General features: G+C 55.1%; 12 protein-coding genes. 6 read left to right on the forward strand and 6 right to left on the reverse strand.

The window, feature by feature from the left end:
- Window positions 1-168 precede the first annotated feature (168 nt).
- The 4 genes from aat to trxB form a co-directional block, all read right to left on the reverse strand.
- Window positions 169-873, reverse strand: a complete 705-nt coding sequence (aat, locus tag IEX01_RS03225) for a leucyl/phenylalanyl-tRNA--protein transferase (RefSeq protein WP_024556066.1) — start codon at window positions 871-873, stop codon at window positions 169-171.
- A gap of 47 nt (window positions 874-920) precedes the next feature.
- On the reverse strand, window positions 921-2,642 hold the full coding sequence (cydC, locus tag IEX01_RS03230) for a heme ABC transporter ATP-binding protein/permease CydC (protein WP_188723255.1): 1,722 nt from the start codon (window positions 2,640-2,642) through the stop codon (window positions 921-923).
- On the reverse strand, window positions 2,643-4,409 hold the full coding sequence (gene cydD / locus IEX01_RS03235; RefSeq protein ID WP_188723256.1) for a heme ABC transporter permease/ATP-binding protein CydD: 1,767 nt from the start codon (window positions 4,407-4,409) through the stop codon (window positions 2,643-2,645). It lies immediately after the preceding gene.
- Window positions 4,410-4,526: 117 nt separating this feature from the next.
- Window positions 4,527-5,495, reverse strand: coding sequence for a thioredoxin-disulfide reductase (trxB, locus tag IEX01_RS03240; RefSeq protein ID WP_024555386.1), 969 nt, complete (start codon window positions 5,493-5,495; stop codon window positions 4,527-4,529).
- A gap of 495 nt (window positions 5,496-5,990) precedes the next feature.
- Here trxB and lrp point away from each other — a divergent pair, with 495 nt between their 5' ends.
- From lrp to IEX01_RS03270, 6 genes are all read left to right on the forward strand, one after another.
- Complete coding sequence (lrp, locus tag IEX01_RS03245; RefSeq protein ID WP_000228469.1) at window positions 5,991-6,485, forward strand: leucine-responsive transcriptional regulator Lrp; 495 nt, start codon at window positions 5,991-5,993, stop codon at window positions 6,483-6,485.
- A 120-nt stretch (window positions 6,486-6,605) separates the two neighbouring features.
- Window positions 6,606-10,658 carry a DNA translocase FtsK gene (gene ftsK, locus IEX01_RS03250; protein ID WP_188723257.1) on the forward strand — a complete coding sequence of 1,351 codons (4,053 nt, stop codon included), beginning with the start codon at window positions 6,606-6,608 and terminating at the stop codon, window positions 10,656-10,658.
- A 190-nt stretch (window positions 10,659-10,848) separates the two neighbouring features.
- Entirely contained in the window at window positions 10,849-11,460 is a 612-nt protein-coding gene (lolA, locus tag IEX01_RS03255) for an outer membrane lipoprotein periplasmic chaperone LolA (protein ID WP_024557012.1), read from the forward strand.
- 12 nt (window positions 11,461-11,472) lie between these two features.
- Window positions 11,473-12,816, forward strand: coding sequence for a replication-associated recombination protein RarA (rarA, locus tag IEX01_RS03260; RefSeq protein WP_024557011.1), 1,344 nt, complete (start codon window positions 11,473-11,475; stop codon window positions 12,814-12,816).
- A gap of 91 nt (window positions 12,817-12,907) precedes the next feature.
- Window positions 12,908-14,200, forward strand: a complete 1,293-nt coding sequence (serS, locus tag IEX01_RS03265) for a serine--tRNA ligase (protein WP_024561473.1) — start codon at window positions 12,908-12,910, stop codon at window positions 14,198-14,200.
- A 294-nt stretch (window positions 14,201-14,494) separates the two neighbouring features.
- On the forward strand, window positions 14,495-15,643 hold the full coding sequence (locus tag IEX01_RS03270; RefSeq protein WP_048888404.1) for an MFS transporter: 1,149 nt from the start codon (window positions 14,495-14,497) through the stop codon (window positions 15,641-15,643).
- 44 nt (window positions 15,644-15,687) lie between these two features.
- Here the strand turns inward: IEX01_RS03270 and pflA are convergent, their stop codons facing one another.
- Both pflA and pflB read right to left on the reverse strand, forming a co-directional pair.
- The gene (gene pflA, locus IEX01_RS03275) at window positions 15,688-16,428 is read right to left on the reverse strand and encodes a pyruvate formate lyase 1-activating protein (protein ID WP_024557008.1); all 741 of its coding nucleotides are present in this window, start codon (window positions 16,426-16,428) and stop codon (window positions 15,688-15,690) included.
- 197 nt (window positions 16,429-16,625) lie between these two features.
- The gene (gene pflB / locus IEX01_RS03280; protein ID WP_024557007.1) at window positions 16,626-18,908 is read right to left on the reverse strand and encodes a formate C-acetyltransferase; all 2,283 of its coding nucleotides are present in this window, start codon (window positions 18,906-18,908) and stop codon (window positions 16,626-16,628) included.
- Between the last annotated feature and the right edge of the window lie 7 nt (window positions 18,909-18,915).

Raw genomic sequence — 18,915 nt, forward strand, 5'->3', positions numbered from 1 at the left:
CTCCCTCGCACGGGCGGCGCTGGCATAAACGGGAGCGATGAGATAAACGGTGAGGGCGTTACCTGATGCCTGCCAGTCCCAAGCGGCGGAGGGAAAATGCGCTGATTAATTCTGCGTGCTGTAGTATAACACCCTGACAAAAAATGTGCCGAAAACATTGCTTAGCCTTCAGCGCATGCCGGTAAAGAGGGTTTTAGGCACCCAGCACGCGCCTGGCAAGGACAGCAAACGCAATTCATCAAGCCAGTTCAGGTAACTGCGCCGGGAAATCTCCGTCGCGCCAAGCGAGGCGGTGTGAGCGTTGAGCACCTGACAATCAATAAGCTGGCCGCCTTGTTGCATAAAGTACTCGCAAAAGACCAGCAACGCCGTTTTAGAACCGTTTTCCCGACGGCTGAACATCGATTCGCCGCAAAACAGCGCGCCCTGAGCGACGCCATACATACCGCCCACCAGTTCGTTTCCCTGCCAGACCTCAATAGAGTGCGCATGCCCCAGTTCATGTAGCCTTTGCCAGGCGATAACCACTTCCGGGGTAATCCAGGTGCCGTCGCTGCGATCTTCCGCACAGCCCTCAATCACCCGTTCAAACGCATAATTCAGCGTTACGCGGTAAGGGGACTGACGGTGAAAACGCCTCATGCTTCGGCTTAAGTGGAACCGGTCAGGGAAAAGCACCGCTCTCGGGTCGGGCGACCACCAGAGAATAGGATCGCCCGGCGAAAACCAGGGAAAGATGCCGTGCTGGTAAGCCATAAGCAGACGCGCCGGACTTAAATCGCCGCCCAGCGCCAGCAGCCCGTTGGGCTCGCGCAGCGCGCCTTCAGGCGAAGGGAAGGCGATAGAATGACGAGAAAGCTGCACCAGACGCATGACTTCGTGTCTCCATACTACGCGGCAAGTAATCGTTCAATCATAGTCTACAGGCGTTGGCGAAACTGGTAATAACGCCCCTTTGACGCCATTAATTCAGCGTGATTACCTTGCTCAATAATTTCGCCGTTGTCCATCACAATTATTCGGTTAAAACGAGCTAAACCTCGCAAACGATGCGTCACCATCAGCACTGTTTTTGCTTTTAATACGTCAGCAAGCAAATCAAGGATCTGGCTTTCCGTTTCGGCATCCAGCCCTTCAGTCGGCTCATCCAGCAACAGCAGGGGCGCATCATGCAATAGCGCGCGCGCAATAGCCAGACGGCGCAGCTCGCCGCCGGAAAGCTGGCGGCCGCCATCGCCAAGCCAGGCATTTAAACCGTTCTCTTCCAGCAGCTTTTCCAGACCCACCCGTTTAAGTACGGCGCGCAGCGCTTCGTCGCTCGCAGCGGGAGAGGCGAGCAGCAAGTTTTCGCGAAGCGTTGCGCTGAAGAGATGGACGCGTTGCGGCACTACGCTGATGGCGGCGCGAAGGGTGGCTTCGCTGAGCGTTTCAATCCGCTCGCCATTAAGCTTAATGGCCCCGGACGAGACATCCCATGCGCGGGTGAGCAGTTGCAGCAACGTTGACTTTCCACAGCCTGTACGGCCCAGCAGGGCGAGATGTTCGCCCGCTTCAATATCGAGCGTAACGCCGCGAAGCGCAGGCTGCGTTTGGTTTGGGTAGCTGAAAGAGACGCCATCCAACGTCAGCGCTACCTGCTCAGGAACAGACTGAGCGCCGTCTGGAAAAATAACATCCGGCTCCTGCTCAATAACCTGCGTAACGCGTCGCGCTGAGGCGATAACCTGGCCTAAATGCTGGAAAGCGCCGGTAACGGGCGCAAGGGCTTCGAATGCCGCCAGCGCGCAGAAAACAAAAAGGGCGATCAGGGCGCCTGGCGAATCGTTACCCCCTACGCCGCCTGCAGCCATCCAGAGCATCAGCACGACCGCTACGCCGCTGATAAGCAGCATCACTGCTTGAGATAACGCCGTCAGGCCCGCCTGGCGACGTTGCGCCTCATGCCAGACAAGTTCGTTATGTTCCATCTCATCACGATAGCGGTTGCTGGCGCCGAAAATAGTTAACTCCGCCTGGCCCTGGAGCCAGGCGGTAAGCATCTGGCGATAGCTGGCGCGGTAATGGGTCAGCGCTTCGCCTGTCGGTTTACCCGCGCGATAGAAAAGGGGAGGCAAGAGCAGCAGCGTAGCCAGCATAATGCCGCCCAGCGTCAGCGCGAGAGTGGTATCCAGCAGGCTCAAACCCAGCGTGACTACCCCCGTTACCACCATGGCGCCCACTAAGGGCGAGATAACCCGCAAGTAGAGATGATCGAGCGTATCGACGTCCGCCACCAGCCGGTTCAGCAATTCGCCCTGACGAAAGCGCGCCAGCCCGGCGGGGGAAAGGGGCAGCAGCTTGCTGAAAGTAAATACTCGCAAATGTTCCAGCACACGGAAGGTGGCATCGTGGCTTACCAGCCGCTCGAAGTAGCGGCCGGCGGTACGGATTATCGCGGCGCCGCGCACACCTGCGGCAGGCAACATATAGTTGAAGCTGTATACGCCCGCCACGCCGGCCACCGCTGAGGCGGAAAGAAACCAGCCGGAGAGCGTCAGCAAACCAATACTCGCCAGCAGCGTGACGATAGCCAATATAATGCCCAGCATCAGCAGCCATTTATGGCGTTTATAGAGCGCAAGGTACGGTAACAAAGCGCGCATTTAAATCTCCTCCTGACGATGAGCCAGCAGCGCGGCGAAAGGACCCTGCGCCGCGGCAAGCGTTGCAAAATCGCCTTGCTCGATAATCTGGCCGTCGCGCATTACCCAGATGGTGTCCCAGGCCGTGAGGTAATCAAGCTGATGCGTTACCATGAGCGTGGTTTGTTGCGTTGATGCGGCGTCCAGCGCCTGCATTACACGCCGCTCGCTATGGGCATCCAGACTTGCGGCCGGCTCGTCAAGCAGCAGCAGGCCGCAGGGCGAGAGCAGGGCGCGCGCAACGGCAACCCGCTGCGCCTGACCTACCGAGAGACGCGAGGCCTGATCGCCGAGCGGCGTATCCACTCCTTCAGGCAGCAGCGGCAGGAATTCTTTCACCCAGGCTTTTTCCAGCGCCGCATCCAGCGCGGCATTGCTGGCCTGCGGATTAGAGAGCAGCACGTTTTCCCTGATCGTGGCGGCGGGCAATTGCGGGTTCTGGCCCACCCAGCTCAGCTGGCGACGCCAGCTTTCAGGCGTCAGTTCGCGCAGTTCCGTGCCGTTAACGAGAACAGAACCTTCATAAGGCAAAAAACCGGACAGCAGATTGAACAACGAACTTTTTCCCGCGCCGCTCTGGCCTACCAGGACGGCTCGCTGCCCCGCAGACAAAGAAAAAGTCAGCGGACCTGCCAGACGCTTCCCTTCCGCTGACAAAATCACGACGTTTTTTGCCTCAAGCGCGACGGCGCCTGTGGCAGGCAACTCAACCGTACCGCGTTCCGGATGCTGTAGCGGCGTGTCCAGAAACGTCTTCAGGCTGTCGGCCGCGCCTGTGGCCTGGGCTTTGGCGTGGTAAAACGTGCCAAGATCGCGTAACGGCTGGAAAAACTCCGGCGCTAAAATCAAAGCCAGAAAGCCGGAGGCCAGCGTAACGCCTGCGCCATAGTGGCCGAAATTCAGCTCGCCGAGATAAGAGAAACCAAAGTAAACCGCGACCAGCGCGATAGAAAGCGAGGTAAAAAATTCCAGTACGCCGGATGAAAGAAAGGCGAGACGCAACACTTCCATTGTCCGCTGACGAAAGTCCTGAGAAGCGCGACGGATTTGCTCGGTTTCCGCCGCCCCCCGGTTGAAAAGGCGCAGCGTTTCCATACCCCGAAGCCGGTCCAGGAAGTTGCCGCTAAGACGGGCCAGCGCCTGAAAATTACGACGGTTGGCGTCCGCCGCGCCCATTCCCACCATCGCCATAAAGAGCGGAATAAGCGGCGCGGTGGCAAGCAGAATTAACGCCGCCGCCCAGTTAGACGGAAAAATCGCCAGCACAATCAACAACGGTACGCTGGCCGCCAGCGCCATTTGCGGCAAATAGCGCGCATAAAAGTCATGCATATCCTCTACTTGTTCAAGGATAAGCGTGGCCCAACTGCCTGCGGGTTTCCCCTGAATCCAGGCAGGTCCCGCCTGCTGCAGACGGTCCAGCACAAGGCGTCGGATATGCGCGCGAATGTGCTGACCCGCGCGAAAGCCGATTTTCTCTCGCACCCAGACTACCCAGGCACGCAGAATAAAAACGATAATCAGCAGCGCAAATGGCAATAGCAGCGCCTCACGTGGGATGGCCTGCATGATCATGCTGTTGAGCAGATAAGCCAGCAGCCAGGCTTGAGCGACAATCAGCACGCCGCTAATAACGCCTGTCAGGCGAGACAGATTAAGCCAGCGGCGGGAAATCACACTTTGCTGTTTTAACCAGCGTGTCAGTTCTTGTTGACGGGTTTTATTCATGGCGTGCAATAAGCAGGTGAAAGTCTATTAAGTCCGCCGGGCGGCGGAGGTGCACGCAATGTTACAACGGGGGCAAAAGAAAGGCGACTGATTAGTCGCCTTGTTCAACATGCAGAATTAGCTGTTGTTTTCGGCCAGGCCGTCAAGATAGCGTTCTGCATCCAGCGCGGCCATACAGCCTGTGCCGGCGGAGGTAATCGCCTGACGATAGATATGATCCATCACGTCGCCTGCCGCGAAAACGCCAGGCACGCTGGTCTGAGTCGCATTGCCATGAATACCGGACTGCACTTTGATATAGCCGTTTTCCAGTTCCAGTTGGCCTTCAAAGATAGCGGTGTTCGGGCTATGGCCGATAGCCACAAAAAGGCCCGCCACTTCCAGCGACTCGACGGTATCGGTATTTTGGGTATCGCGAATGCGCAGACCGCTCACGCCCATCTGATCGCCGGTAACTTCCTCGAGCGTACGGTTGGTGTGCAGCACGATGTTGCCGCTTTCCACTTTATCCATCAGACGCTTGATAAGGATTTTTTCCGCGCGGAAGGTGTCGCGGCGGTGGATCAGATGCACCTCCGAAGCAATATTCGCCAGGTAAAGCGCTTCTTCCACTGCTGTGTTGCCGCCGCCGATAACCGCGACTTTCTGGTTGCGGTAGAAGAAGCCGTCACAGGTAGCGCAGGCGGAAACGCCGCGGCCTTTGAATGCTTCTTCTGAAGGCAGACCCAGATAACGGGCCGAGGCGCCAGTGGCAATAATCAGCGCGTCGCAGGTGTATTCGCCGCTGTCGCCCGTCAGGCGGAACGGACGGTTTTGCAGATCCACTTTATTGATATGGTCGAAGAGAATTTCCGTCTCGAACTTTGCCGCATGCTCATGCATACGCTCCATCAGCAACGGCCCGGTGAGATCGTGCGGGTCGCCCGGCCAGTTTTCCACTTCTGTGGTAGTAGTGAGCTGGCCGCCTTTTTCCATACCGGTAATCAGAACCGGGTTCAGGTTGGCGCGCGCAGCATAGACCGCAGCGGTATAACCCGCAGGGCCAGAGCCAAGAATAAGCAGCTTACTGTGTTTAGCCGTGCCCATGAGATCCTCATTGTTGTTGGCAGACAATGGGCTGGATTGTAGGGAATTTGGCGGGGTAAAAAAAGGGCGCAACAATTTTGTTAACGATATGTGTAATAGAACGGACCGATGAATGCGTAAATATCACCCGTTTTGATTATTAAATTTACTTCTAATAATCGCCACGCTATCAGGTGATAAAATGAGGAATAATCGCTGGTCGTTATCAGTATCTGGCACGTTCTACTAAAAAAAGATGTTTTGCTTTGACAATCCCCTGCGCTTTTGCGAAAACATTCGAGGAAGAAAATAGCATTTGCTCTGGTTTAAGCGCATTAGCGCATCGAGAGGCGTGCAATTTATCCGGGTCATTGAAATCTACGCATGGTGTGGACAGACGCCATGCGTGATGTCAGCGGCTGCCTGTGGGCAACGGTCTTCTTACATTAGACCCTGAACAGTGAAGTGAACAGGGTAGTGGCAGGTGTAGGGAAGGAATACAGAGAGACAATAATAATGGTAGATAGCAAGAAGCGCCCTGGCAAAGATCTCGACCGTATCGATCGTAACATTCTTAATGAGCTGCAAAAGGATGGGCGTATTTCTAACGTCGAGCTTTCAAAAAGAGTGGGACTTTCACCGACGCCGTGCCTTGAGCGCGTTCGTCGTCTGGAAAGACAGGGTTTTATTCAGGGCTACACGGCGCTGTTGAACCCGCATTATCTGGATGCATCACTGCTGGTTTTTGTTGAGATTACTCTGAATCGCGGCGCGCCGGATGTGTTTGAGCAATTTAACGCCGCAGTGCAAAAACTTGAAGAAATTCAGGAGTGTCATCTGGTATCTGGCGATTTCGACTACCTGTTGAAAACGCGTGTGCCGGATATGTCCGCGTACCGTAAATTACTCGGTGAAACCTTGCTGCGTCTGCCTGGCGTGAACGACACGCGCACATACGTAGTAATGGAAGAGGTTAAACAGAGCAATCGTCTGGTTATCAAGACTCGTTAATGCGCAAGTGGTGCAAACCGGGCGCAGTTTGAGTACACTCCTGTTAATCCATACAGCGACAGTGTCGGGGTAACCCGGCACTGTTGTCCGTTTTAGTAATAAGGACCTGGAGAGCCTTTCTTGAGCCAGGAATACACCGAAGACAAAGAAGTCACACTGACAAAGTTAAGCAGCGGTCGCCGTTTGCTCGAGGCGATGCTAATTCTCGTCGTGCTGTTTGCCGTCTGGCTGATGGCCGCGCTCCTGAGCTTCAATCCTTCCGACCCAAGCTGGTCGCAAACCGCCTGGCATGAACCCATCCATAATCTGGGCGGCGCGCCTGGGGCCTGGCTTGCCGATACGCTGTTTTTCGTCTTTGGCGTAATGGCATACACCATCCCGGTGATTATCGTCGGCGGCTGCTGGTTCGCCTGGCGTCATCGCAGCAATGATGATTACATTGACTATTTCGCCGTTTCGCTGCGTTTAATCGGCGTGATTGCGCTTATCCTCACCTCCTGCGGCCTGGCGGCGATTAACGTCGACGATATCTGGTATTTCGCTTCTGGCGGCGTAATCGGCAGTCTCCTCAGCACCGCCATGATGCCGCTGCTTAACAGCAGCGGCGGCACTATCGCGCTTTTATGCGTCTGGGGCGCAGGTCTGACACTTTTTACCGGCTGGTCGTGGGTCAGCATCGCGGAAAAAATCGGCAGCGTCGTGTTAAGCGTACTGACTTTTGCCAGTAACCGTACCCGTCGCGATGACACCTGGCAGGATGATGATTACGAATACGAAGATGAAGACGAAGAGCATGATGAAGAGGACGAGCGTGCGCCTGTTAAAGCGAAAGGCGAATCCCGCCGCGCCCGTATTCTTCGTGGCGCATTAGCCCGTCGTCAACGCCTCGCTGAGAAATTCGCGAACCCTGTCGGGCGTAAAACCGATGCGGCGCTTTTTTCCGGCAAACGCATGGATGATGAAGACGAAGTGCATTACAGCGCGCGCGGCATTGCCGCCGATCCGGACGACGTGCTCTTTTCCGGTCATCGCGTGACGCAGGATTATGTCGATGAAAGCGATCCGCTGCTTAATGGCTACCCGGTAACCGAGCCTGTCGCCGCCGCCGCGGCTGCAACTACCGCTGCGCAGGCCTGGGCCGTGCCCGAAGAGGCGGTAACGCCCGCTGCGCCTGTTGCTACCGCTGCGCCGCAAAGCACTATGGAGGCGTCTCCTGTGGCGTGGCAGCATGCGCCGACGGTACAGGGTCCGGAGCCGGTTATCGCGCCCGCGCCGGAAAACTATCTCACCCAGCCGGGCGCCATGCAGCCGCAAACGCCGCAACAGCATCAGCCCTGGAACGAACCCGTGCGGGATTACGCTTCCACGCAACAGTGGCAGCCGTCTGTCGCGCCTGCACAACCTGAATCAGCGCCTTCTTCTCACTCCTGGGATGAGCCTGTTCACGCTCAGGTGACTCAACATGCCTGGGAAGCACCTGCGCAGGAGCAAGTTCACCACGCCTGGGAAGAACCTGTTGCGCCAGTACACGAGCCTGTCGCCGAGCCGCAGGAAGCCAAACCTGTCCGGCCGCCGCTCTACCATTTTGAAGAGGTAGAAGCGCAACGCGCTCGCGAGCGTGAGCAACTGGCAGCCTGGTATCAGCCTGTGCCGGATCCGGTTCAGCCGGAAGCCGCGCCAGCGCCTGCCGCCAAACCTGCTTTTACTGCGCCGTCCGTTTCTTCGTCCGTGCCATTCGGTATGGATGAGGCCCAATCGATCGATTTGCCTGTTTCCTCTGCCGCACCGGTTGTAAAAGAAGTGGCGAAAGCCGCAGCCGTTGCTACGGCCGCCGCGCCTCTCTTTAGCATCGCCAGCGATGCGCCTCGCCCACAAGTAAAAGAGGGCATTGGCCCGCAGTTGCCTCGCCCGAATCGCGTACGCGTTCCTACTCGCCGCGAGCTTGCTTCTTATGGCATTAAGCTGCCTTCACAGCGCATGGCGGAAGAGCAGGCGCGTGAAGCTGAGCGACGTCAGACCGAACAGGCGCACATGACTGATGAAGAAGCGGAAGCGCTGCAGCAGGATGAACTGGCGCGCCAGTTCGCTTCTTCACAAGAGCAGCGTTACGGTGAGACTTTTGCTGCTGAGCAGATGCAGGATGATGACGATGCTGCTGAACAGGCGGAGCTGGCGCGCCAGTTCGCCTCATCGCAGCAGCAACGCTATGCTGCGCAACAGCCGCCGGGCGCAGCGTCTTTTTCGTTGGATGATTTTGATTTCTCACCGACGAAAGCACTGGTAGACGATGGCCCGAGCGAACCCTTATTTACGCCGGGTTTTGTTGAACCGCCTGCACAGCCTGTTCAGCAAAACCCATCACAGCCGGTACAACAGCCTGCTTATCAGGCTCAGCCGCAGCAGCCGGTACAGCAACCTGCTTACCAGGCTCAGCCGCAGCCGGTTCAGCAGCCTGCTTATCAGGCTCAGCCGCAGCAGCCGGTACAGCAACCTGCTTACCAGGCTCAGCCGCAGCCGGTTCAGCAGCCTGCTTATCAGGCTCAGCCGCAGCAGCCGGTTCAGCAGCCTGCTTACCAGACTCAGCCGCAGCAGCCGGTATCTCATTCGCAACAGTCTGCGCCTTCCTCATCTGGCGGGCTTATCCATCCGTTGCTGATGCGTAACGGCGAAGCGCGACCAACGCATAAACCTACCACCCCGCTTCCTTCGCTGGATCTGCTCTCCTCTCCGCCTGCTGAGGTGGAGCCTGTGGATACGTTCGCGCTGGAACAGATGGCACGTTTAGTGGAAGCGCGTCTGGCGGATTTCCGTATTAAAGCCGACGTGGTGAACTACTCGCCAGGCCCGGTTATCACGCGCTTTGAGTTGAATCTGGCGCCAGGCGTTAAAGCCGCTCGTATTTCTAACCTTTCGCGCGATTTGGCTCGTTCCCTCTCGACGGTTGCTGTCCGTGTAGTCGAGGTCATTCCCGGCAAACCGTATGTCGGGCTTGAGTTACCTAACAAAAAACGCCAGACGGTTTATCTGCGTGAAGTCCTGGATTGCGATAAGTTCCGCGATAACCCTTCACCGCTCTCGGTTGTACTGGGTAAAGATATTGCGGGTGAGCCAGTCGTGGCTGACCTGGCGAAAATGCCGCACCTGCTGGTGGCGGGCACCACCGGCTCAGGTAAATCGGTCGGTGTTAACGCTATGATCCTCAGCATGCTCTATAAAGCGACCCCGGAAGAGGTGCGCTTTATCATGATCGATCCGAAGATGCTGGAGCTTTCCGTTTATGAAGGTATTCCGCACCTTCTGACGGAAGTAGTCACCGACATGAAAGACGCCGCCAATGCTCTGCGCTGGAGCGTTAATGAGATGGAACGCCGCTACAAGCTGATGTCGGCGCTTGGCGTGCGTAACCTTGCCGGTTACAACGAGAAGATCATGGAAGCGGAACGCATGGGCCGTCCAATCCCGGATCCTTACTGGAAGCCGGGCGACAGTATGGACGCCACGCATCCGGTACTCGAAAAACTGCCTTATATCGTGGTGATGGTGGATGAGTTCGCCGATCTGATGATGACGGTAGGCAAGAAAGTGGAAGAGCTGATCGCACGTCTCGCGCAGAAAGCGCGTGCGGCGGGGATCCACCTGGTGCTGGCGACCCAGCGTCCTTCTGTGGATGTGATTACCGGCCTTATCAAGGCTAACATTCCGACGCGTATCGCCTTTACCGTATCCAGCAAAATTGACTCACGTACTATTCTCGACCAGGGCGGTGCAGAATCGCTGCTTGGCATGGGCGACATGCTTTATTCCGGCCCGAACTCTTCTATCCCGGTACGTGTGCATGGCGCATTTGTACGAGACCAGGAAGTTCACGCAGTCGTACAGGACTGGAAGGCGCGCGGTCGTCCGCAGTATGTCGAAGGCATTACCTCCGACGGCGACAGCGAAGGCGGTGGCGGCGGTTTTGATGGCGGCGAAGAACTCGACCCGCTGTTCGACCAGGCTGTCGCCTTTGTAGTGGAAAAACGCAAGGCCTCCATCTCCGGCGTTCAGCGTCAATTCCGTATCGGTTACAACCGTGCGGCGAGGATTATTGAGCAGATGGAAATGCAGGGCATCGTCAGCGAACAGGGCCATAATGGCAACCGTGAAGTGCTCGCGCCTCCACCTTTTGAATAACGCCGGTGCGCCTCGTCATCCTTTACCAATGCGAGGCGCTTCCTGTTTAACTCTTGATAAGGTTTTTTGCAAAGTTAGGTAAGCAAGCAAAAAATCAGCATTTTCTTCTGTCGGCCGTCGCGCTTATCTGGCTACAGTTACCGACAGAAAGTTTTCCCGTATCGGGAACTCGTGAATCTGAGGAATAACAATGAAAAAAATCGCCATTACCTGTGCTTTACTTTCTGCCTTTACCGTAAGTAGCGTCTGGGCGGATGCCGCCAGCGATTTGAAATCCCGTCTCGATAAGGTGAGCAGCTTCCACGCCACCTTCACTCAGAAAGTGACCGACGGCAGCGGCGCGGCAGTACAGGAAGGCCAGGGCGATTTATGGGTAAAACGTCCTAATTTGTTTAACTGGCATATGACCCAGCCCGACGAAAGCGTGCTGGTTTCAGACGGAAAAACGCTTTGGTTCTATAATCCGTTTGTAGAGCAGGCCAGCGCGACCTGGCTTAAGGACGCAACCAGCAATACGCCGTTTATGTTGATTGCCCGTAACCAGACCGCCGACTGGCAGCAGTATAATATTAAACAGAACGGTGATGACTTTGTGCTCACGCCAAAGAACGCCAGCGGCAATCTGAAGCAATTCACCATCAATGTTGGGCGTGATGGCACCATCCATCAATTCAGCGCGGTCGAACAGGATGACCAGCGCAGCAGTTATCAGCTGAAAGCTCAGCAGAACGGCGCGGTGGAAATGAGTAAGTTTACCTTCACGCCGCCGCAGGGCGTAACCGTTGACGATCAGCGTAAGTAAACAGAGGTGCGGGTGAGCAATCTGTCGCTCGATTTTTCCGATAACGCTTTTCAGCCTCTGGCCGCTCGCATGCGGCCAGAAAACTTAGCGCAATATATCGGTCAGCAGCATTTGCTGGCGGCGGGCAAACCGTTGCCCAGAGCTATCGAGGCCGGGCACCTGCATTCCATGATACTTTGGGGGCCGCCAGGCACCGGCAAAACAACGCTTGCGGAAGTGATCGCCCGCTATGCTAATGCGGATGTGGAGCGCATCTCTGCAGTCACTTCCGGGGTAAAAGAGATCCGCGAAGCTATTGAGCGCGCGCGTCAGAACCGTAACGCGGGTCGGCGTACAATTCTGTTTGTGGATGAGGTCCATCGCTTTAATAAAAGTCAGCAGGATGCTTTTCTGCCGCATATTGAAGACGGCACCATTACGTTTATTGGCGCTACCACAGAAAACCCTTCCTTTGAGCTTAACTCGGCGCTGCTCTCCCGGGCCCGTGTCTATTTGCTGAAATCGCTGACAGCTGACGATATCGAGCAGGTGCTCGAGCAAGCCATGAACGATAGCCATCGCGGTTATGGCGGGCAAGATATCGTTCTGCCTGAAGAGACCCGCCGGGCAATAGCCGAACTGGTTAACGGCGACGCCCGACGCGCCCTTAATACGCTGGAAATGATGGCTGACATGGCGGAAGCGGACGATGCGGGCAAGCGTGTGCTGAAGCCTGAGCTATTGACTGAAATCGCTGGCGAACGCAGCGCGCGCTTTGATAATAAAGGCGATCGCTTTTACGATCTGATTTCAGCCCTGCACAAGTCGGTGCGCGGCTCCGCCCCTGATGCCGCGCTTTACTGGTACGCAAGAATAATTAGCGCAGGCGGCGATCCGCTTTATGTGGCGCGCCGCTGTCTGGCTATCGCGTCGGAAGATGTCGGCAATGCCGACCCGCGCGCCATGCAGGTGGCGATTTCCGCCTGGGATTGTTTTACTCGCGTTGGCCCTGCGGAAGGGGAGCGTGCAATCGCGCAGGCGATTGTTTATCTCGCCTGCGCGCCGAAGAGTAATGCCGTCTATACCGCCTTTAAGGCGGCGTTACGCGATGCCCGCGAGCGCCCCGATTACGATGTGCCTGTGCATTTACGCAATGCGCCTACCAAATTGATGAAAGAAATGGGATATGGGCAGGAATACCGTTACGCCCATGACGAACCCAACGCTTATGCCGCTGGTGAAGAGTATTTCCCAAGCGAAATGGCACAAACTCGCTATTATCACCCGACAAACAGAGGCCTTGAGGGCAAGATTGGCGAAAAGCTCGCCTGGCTTGCTGAACAGGATCAGAAAAGCCCCACAAAACGCTACCGCTAGCGCGGGCGTTGCGGTAAGGTTATCTCTGTATTTTTTCGCGTCCGCAGGCTGCGGTCGCCTTCCATTTCAATTCGATAAGCACAGGATAAGCATGCTCGATCCCAATCTGCTGCGTACCGAGCCAGACGCAGTCGCTGAAAAACTGGCACGCCGGGGCTTTAAGCTGGACGTAGATAAGCTGCGCGCTCTTGAAGAGCGTCGTAAGGTTTTACAGGTTAAAACTGAAAACCTGCAGGCTGAGCGTAACTCGCGATCGAAATCCATCGGCCAGGCGAAAGCGCGCGGAGAAGATATTGAGCCATTGCGTCTTGAAGTCAACAAGCTGGGCGAAGAGCTGGATACAGCCAAAACCGAGCTTGACGCGCTGCAGGCGGAAATCCGCGACATCGCGCTGACTATCCCGAACTTGCCAGACGATAGCGTGCCGGTTGGCAAAGATGAAAACGACAACGTAGAAGTCAGCCGCTGGGGCACGCCTCGCGAGTTCGATTTCGACGTACGCGATCACGTTACGCTGGGCGAAATGCACGGCGGGCTGGACTTCGCCAGCGCGGTTAAGCTGACAGGCTCCCGTTTTGTGGTGATGAAAGGGCAGATTGCACGTCTTCACCGCGCGCTGGCGCAATTCATGCTGGATCTGCACACCGAACAGCATGGTTACAGCGAAAACTACGTACCTTATCTGGTTAACCACGACACGCTATATGGTACGGGGCAACTGCCGAAATTTGCGGGCGATCTCTTCCATACTCGTCCGCTGGAAGAAGAGGCAGACAGCAGCAATTATGCGTTGATCCCGACTGCGGAAGTGCCGCTGACTAATCTGGTGCGCGATGAGATCCTGGAAGAAGAGTCGCTGCCTGTAAAAATGACCGCGCACACGCCGTGCTTCCGCTCAGAAGCGGGCTCTTATGGTCGTGATACCCGTGGCCTTATTCGCATGCATCAGTTCGATAAAGTCGAAATGGTGCAGATTGTTCGTCCGGAAGATTCCATGGACGCGCTGGAAGAGATGACCGGGCATGCGGAAAAGGTGCTGCAACTGCTTGGTCTGCCGTACCGGAAGGTGCTGCTCTGTACGGGCGATATGGGTTTTGGCGCTTGCAAAACCTATGACCTCGAAGTCTGGGTGCCGGCGCAGAACACCTACCGTGAAATTTCTTCTTGCTCCAACGTCTGGGATTTCCAGGCTCGTCGTATGCAGGCGCGCTGTCGCAGCAAGTCTGACAAGAAAACGCGTCTGGTGCATACCCTTAACGGCTCTGGCCTGGCGGTAGGCCGTACGCTGGTTGCGCTGCTGGAAAATTACCAGCAGGCGGATGGCCGCATCGAAATCCCGGAAGTGCTGCGTCCGTATATGAAGGGTCTCGAATTTATCGGTTAATCTTACCGGTTAATAAAAAGCGCCTGCGGGCGCTTTTTTTATGATTTTTGCTTGTGAAAAACAGCGCTGCGTTCGATGAATTTTTTTCTTCTGATTTTTCACTGTTATTTTCTGATAAAGATTTCTATAACAACGAGTTAAATAGTCAGTGCTTCGCTAAAGCCCGGCGCAGAATCAATACTCTTCATCGTTAGTAAACAAATCGTGTTAATGGGGCGCAGCGGCACATTGACTTTAGTTGCGCCAGTGGCATGATGCGCACGAATTTTCTTTAATCCTCACGGTTTAGCTCCAATGTCTATCTATACCCGGCCAGTGCTGCTTCTGCTCTGTGGCCTGCTTTTGTTGACCCTGGCGATAGCGGTTTTAAATACGCTGGTGCCGCTTTGGCTCGCCCATGAAAATCTGCCTACCTGGCAGGTGGGTATGGTCAGCTCCTCTTATTTCACCGGCAATTTACTCGGCACGCTTATTACGGGCGCGCTGATTAAAAAGCTGGGTTTTAACCGCAGCTATTATATCGCCTCGATTATTTTTGCTGCCGGGTGTGCTGGTCTTGGATTAATGGTGGGTTTCTGGAGCTGGTTCGCCTGGCGCTTCATCGCCGGGGTAGGATGCGCCATGATTTGGGTCGTGGTGGAAAGCGCGCTGATGTGCAGCGGAACGTCGCGCAACCGGGGGCGACTGCTCGCAGCGTATATGATGGTTTATTACGTCGGCACTGTTGCTGGACAGTTATTGGTCAGCAAGGTTTCAACTGAGCTGATGAATGTGCTGCCATGGGTTACCGGAATAGTTATTACGGGTATTCTGCCGCTTATCTTTACCCGCATCGTAAATCATCATGGCGAGCAGCAGGAAACGACCCATGTCTGGCCTATGCTGCGCCTGCGTCATGCGCGTCTGGGCGTTAATGGCTGTATTATTTCCGGAATTGTGTTGGGTTCGCTCTATGGCCTGATGCCTCTCTACCTTAACCATCAAGGCGTAAGCGATTCCGGTATCGGTTTCTGGATGGCGGTAATGGTCAGCGCCGGCATTGTTGGTCAATGGCCGATAGGTAAGCTGGCGGACCGTTTCGGCCGTCTGCTGGTTCTGCGCGTACAAGTGTTTGTGGTCATCATGGGCTGCATGGCAATGCTGAGCAATGCCGCCATGGGGCCGACCCTGTTTGTGCTTGGCGCCGCCGGTTTTACGCTTTACCCGGTTGCAATGGCCTGGGCTTGTGAAAAGGTGGCGCCACATCAGCTGGTGGCTATGAACCAGGCGCTGTTGCTGAGTTATACCATCGGTAGCTTGCTGGGGCCGACGCTAACGGCCTCGCTGATGCAGAGCTACTCTGACAGTCTGCTGTTTGTGATGATTGCCAGCGTGTCGTTCATCTATTTGATGATGCTCCTGCGCAAAGCGGGCGAACATCCGACGCCGGTGGCGCATGCCTGATAACAAAAACGCCCGCAATCGCGGGCGTTTTACTGTTAACAAGCTTAGTACATGACCTTATGCCCGTACTGCTCAAGGATGCCTTTGACACGCTCCATGGTCTCTTTTTTGGGCGGCTTAACGCCATCCAGCTTGTATTCTTCCCCCATAGCGACCCACTTGTGTTTACCTAATTCGTGATAGGGCAACAGCTCAATTTTTTCAATATTGCCCATATCACGGGTAAACTCGCCAAGGCGATGCGCTGAATCATCATCATCTGACCAGCCCGGCACCACGACGTAGCGAATCCAGGTTTTAATCCCTTTGTTGGCAATATAGCGGGCAAATTCCAGGGTACGGTGATTGGAAACGCCTACGAGGTTCTGGTGGATCTCATCGTTCATTTGTTTGAGATCGAGCATCACCAGATCGGTAACTTCAAGCAGCTCGTCTATTACCGGATCGTAACGACGAACAAACCCGTTAGTATCAAGGCAAGTATGAATGCCTTCCTGCTTGCAGGCACGGAACCAGTCGCGTACAAACTCCGCCTGTAAAATCGCTTCACCGCCGGATGCAGTAACGCCGCCGCCAGATGCGTTCATAAAATGACGATAAGTCACAACCTCTTTCATCAGTTCTTCAACTGTCACTTCTTTACCGCCATGGGTGTCCCAGGTATCCCGGTTGTGACAGTAAAGGCAACGCATCAGACAGCCCTGAAAGAAGGTAATAAAGCGGATGCCCGGGCCGTCGACGGTGCCACAGGATTCAAAGGAGTGAATGCGACCATTTACTGACATTGCGGTGTTTCTCCAGTTCTGGCCCCGATTACGGGCCTTGTGATCGCGGTCTCGTTGCCGCGTCGAGTCTCTTTTGCCAGATAACTAAATTATAGAATAGCGATCTGCAAAAACGGCTCGCAGGGAGCGGGGGAGGTATAAGAAAGGCCCCACAAAGGTGGAGCCTTCATTGTACGCTTTTTCAGTCAAACCTTAAATTACATAGTCTGAGTGAAAGTGCGGGTAATAACGTCCTGCTGCTGCTCTTTAGTCAGAGAGTTAAAGCGCACAGCATAACCGGATACGCGGATAGTGAGCTGCGGATATTTTTCCGGGTGCTCCATCGCATCCAGCAGCATATCGCGGTTCATGACGTTAACGTTGAGGTGCTGACCACCTTCGATAGAGGACTCATGGTGGAAGTAACCATCCATCAGGCCCGCCAGGTTAGTCTTACGCACTTCATCATCTTTACCCAGCGCATTCGGCACGATTGAGAAGGTGTAAGAAATACCATCTTTCGCGTAAGCGAACGGCAGTTTCGCAACGGATGTCAGAGAGGCGACAGCACCTTTCTGGTCACGGCCGTGCATCGGGTTCGCACCCGGTCCAAACGGCGCCCCGGCGCGGCGGCCATCCGGGGTGTTACCGGTTTTCTTACCATATACCACGTTAGAGGTGATGGTCAGAACAGACTGAGTCGGGATAGCGTTGCGGTAAGTATTAAGTTTCTGAATTTTCTTCATGAAACGTTCTACCAGGTCAACCGCCAGGTCATCCACGCGAGCGTCGTTGTTACCGAACTGCGGGTATTCGCCTTCGATCTCAAAGTCCACAGCCAGGCCATCGGCGTCGCGAACCGGTTTCACTTTCGCATATTTGATAGCGGACAGGGAGTCAGCCGCAACCGACAGACCTGCGATGCCACAAGCCATGGTGCGGATAACATCACGGTCATGCAGAGCCATCAGCGATGCTTCGTAGCTGTACTTATCATGCATGTAGTGAATGATGTTCAGCGCAGTAACGTACTGTTTAGCCAGCCAGTCCATGAAGTGATCCATACGCTCCATCACTTCGTCGAAGTTCAGCACATCGCCTTTGATCGGTTCTGATTTCGGGCCAACCTGCATTTTCAGTTTTTCATCCACGCCGCCGTTAATGGCATAGAGCATAGTTTTAGCGAGGTTTGCACGTGCGCCGAAGAACTGCATTTGCTTACCAACCACCATCGGGCTTACGCAGCAAGCGATAGCGTAGTCATCGTTGTTGAAGTCCGGACGCATCAGATCATCGTTCTCATACTGCAGAGAAGAGGTGTCGATGGAGACTTTCGCAGCGAATTTTTTGAAATTCAGCGGCAGTTTTTCAGACCACAGGATAGTGATGTTCGGTTCCGGAGACGGCCCCATGGTGTAAAGGGTGTTCAGGAAGCGGAAGCTGTTTTTTGTTACCAGAGTACGGCCATCAACGCCCATACCGCCGATAGATTCCGTAGCCCAGATCGGGTCGCCTGAGAACAGCTCGTCATATTCCGGAGTACGCAGGAAGCGAACCATACGCAGTTTCATGACCAGGTGGTCAATCATTTCCTGAGCGTCTTGCTCGGTGATTTTGCCTGCTTTCAGGTCGCGCTCAATGTAAACGTCCAGGAAGGTGGAGACACGACCAAAGGACATTGCCGCACCGTTCTGAGATTTTACCGCCGCCAGATAGCCGAAGTAAGTCCACTGTACTGCTTCTTGCGCGTTAGTTGCCGGACCGGAGATATCGCAACCATATTTCGCCGCCATCTCTTTGATCTGGCCCAGAGCGCGATGCTGTTCAGCAATTTCTTCACGCAGACGAATGGTGGCTTCAAGGTTTACACCGTTTTCCAGATCCTGCTGCAGAGAAGCAAATTGTGCGAATTTGTCTTTCATCAGGTAGTCGATACCGTACAGCGCAACGCGACGGTAGTCGCCGATGATGCGGCCGCGGCCATAAGCATCCGGCAGACCGGTCAGCACGCCAGATTTACGGCAGCGCAGGATATCCGGTGTGTAAACGTCGAATACGCCCTGGTTATGGGTTTTACGGTATTCGGTGAAAATTTTCTTCAGTGCCGGATCCAACTCGCGGTTGTACGCTTTGCAGGAACCTTCCACCATTTTGATACCGCCGAACGGAATGATGGCGCGTTTAAGCGGCGCTTCGGTCTGCAAACCGACAATTTTCTCGAGGGCTTTGTTGATATAGCCCGCGTCATGAGAAGTGATGGTGGAGGCGACAGAGGTATCGAAGTCAACTGGCGCGTGAGTGCGGTTTTCCAGTTTGACGCCTTCCATTACGCTGTCCCACAGCTTGGTAGTTGCATCAGTTGCACCTGCCAGGAAGGATTCATCACCCTCGTACGGAGTGTAGTTTTTCTGGATGAAGTCACGTACGTTAACTTCATTCTGCCAGTCGCCTTTAGCAAAACCTTCCCAGGCTGTGGCTAACTTTTCATTAAGCTCGGACATGTTACAC

Origin of the sequence: Franconibacter daqui, from assembly GCF_014644275.1 — a bacterium.
Taxonomy (GTDB): Bacteria; Pseudomonadota; Gammaproteobacteria; order Enterobacterales; family Enterobacteriaceae; genus Franconibacter; species Franconibacter pulveris.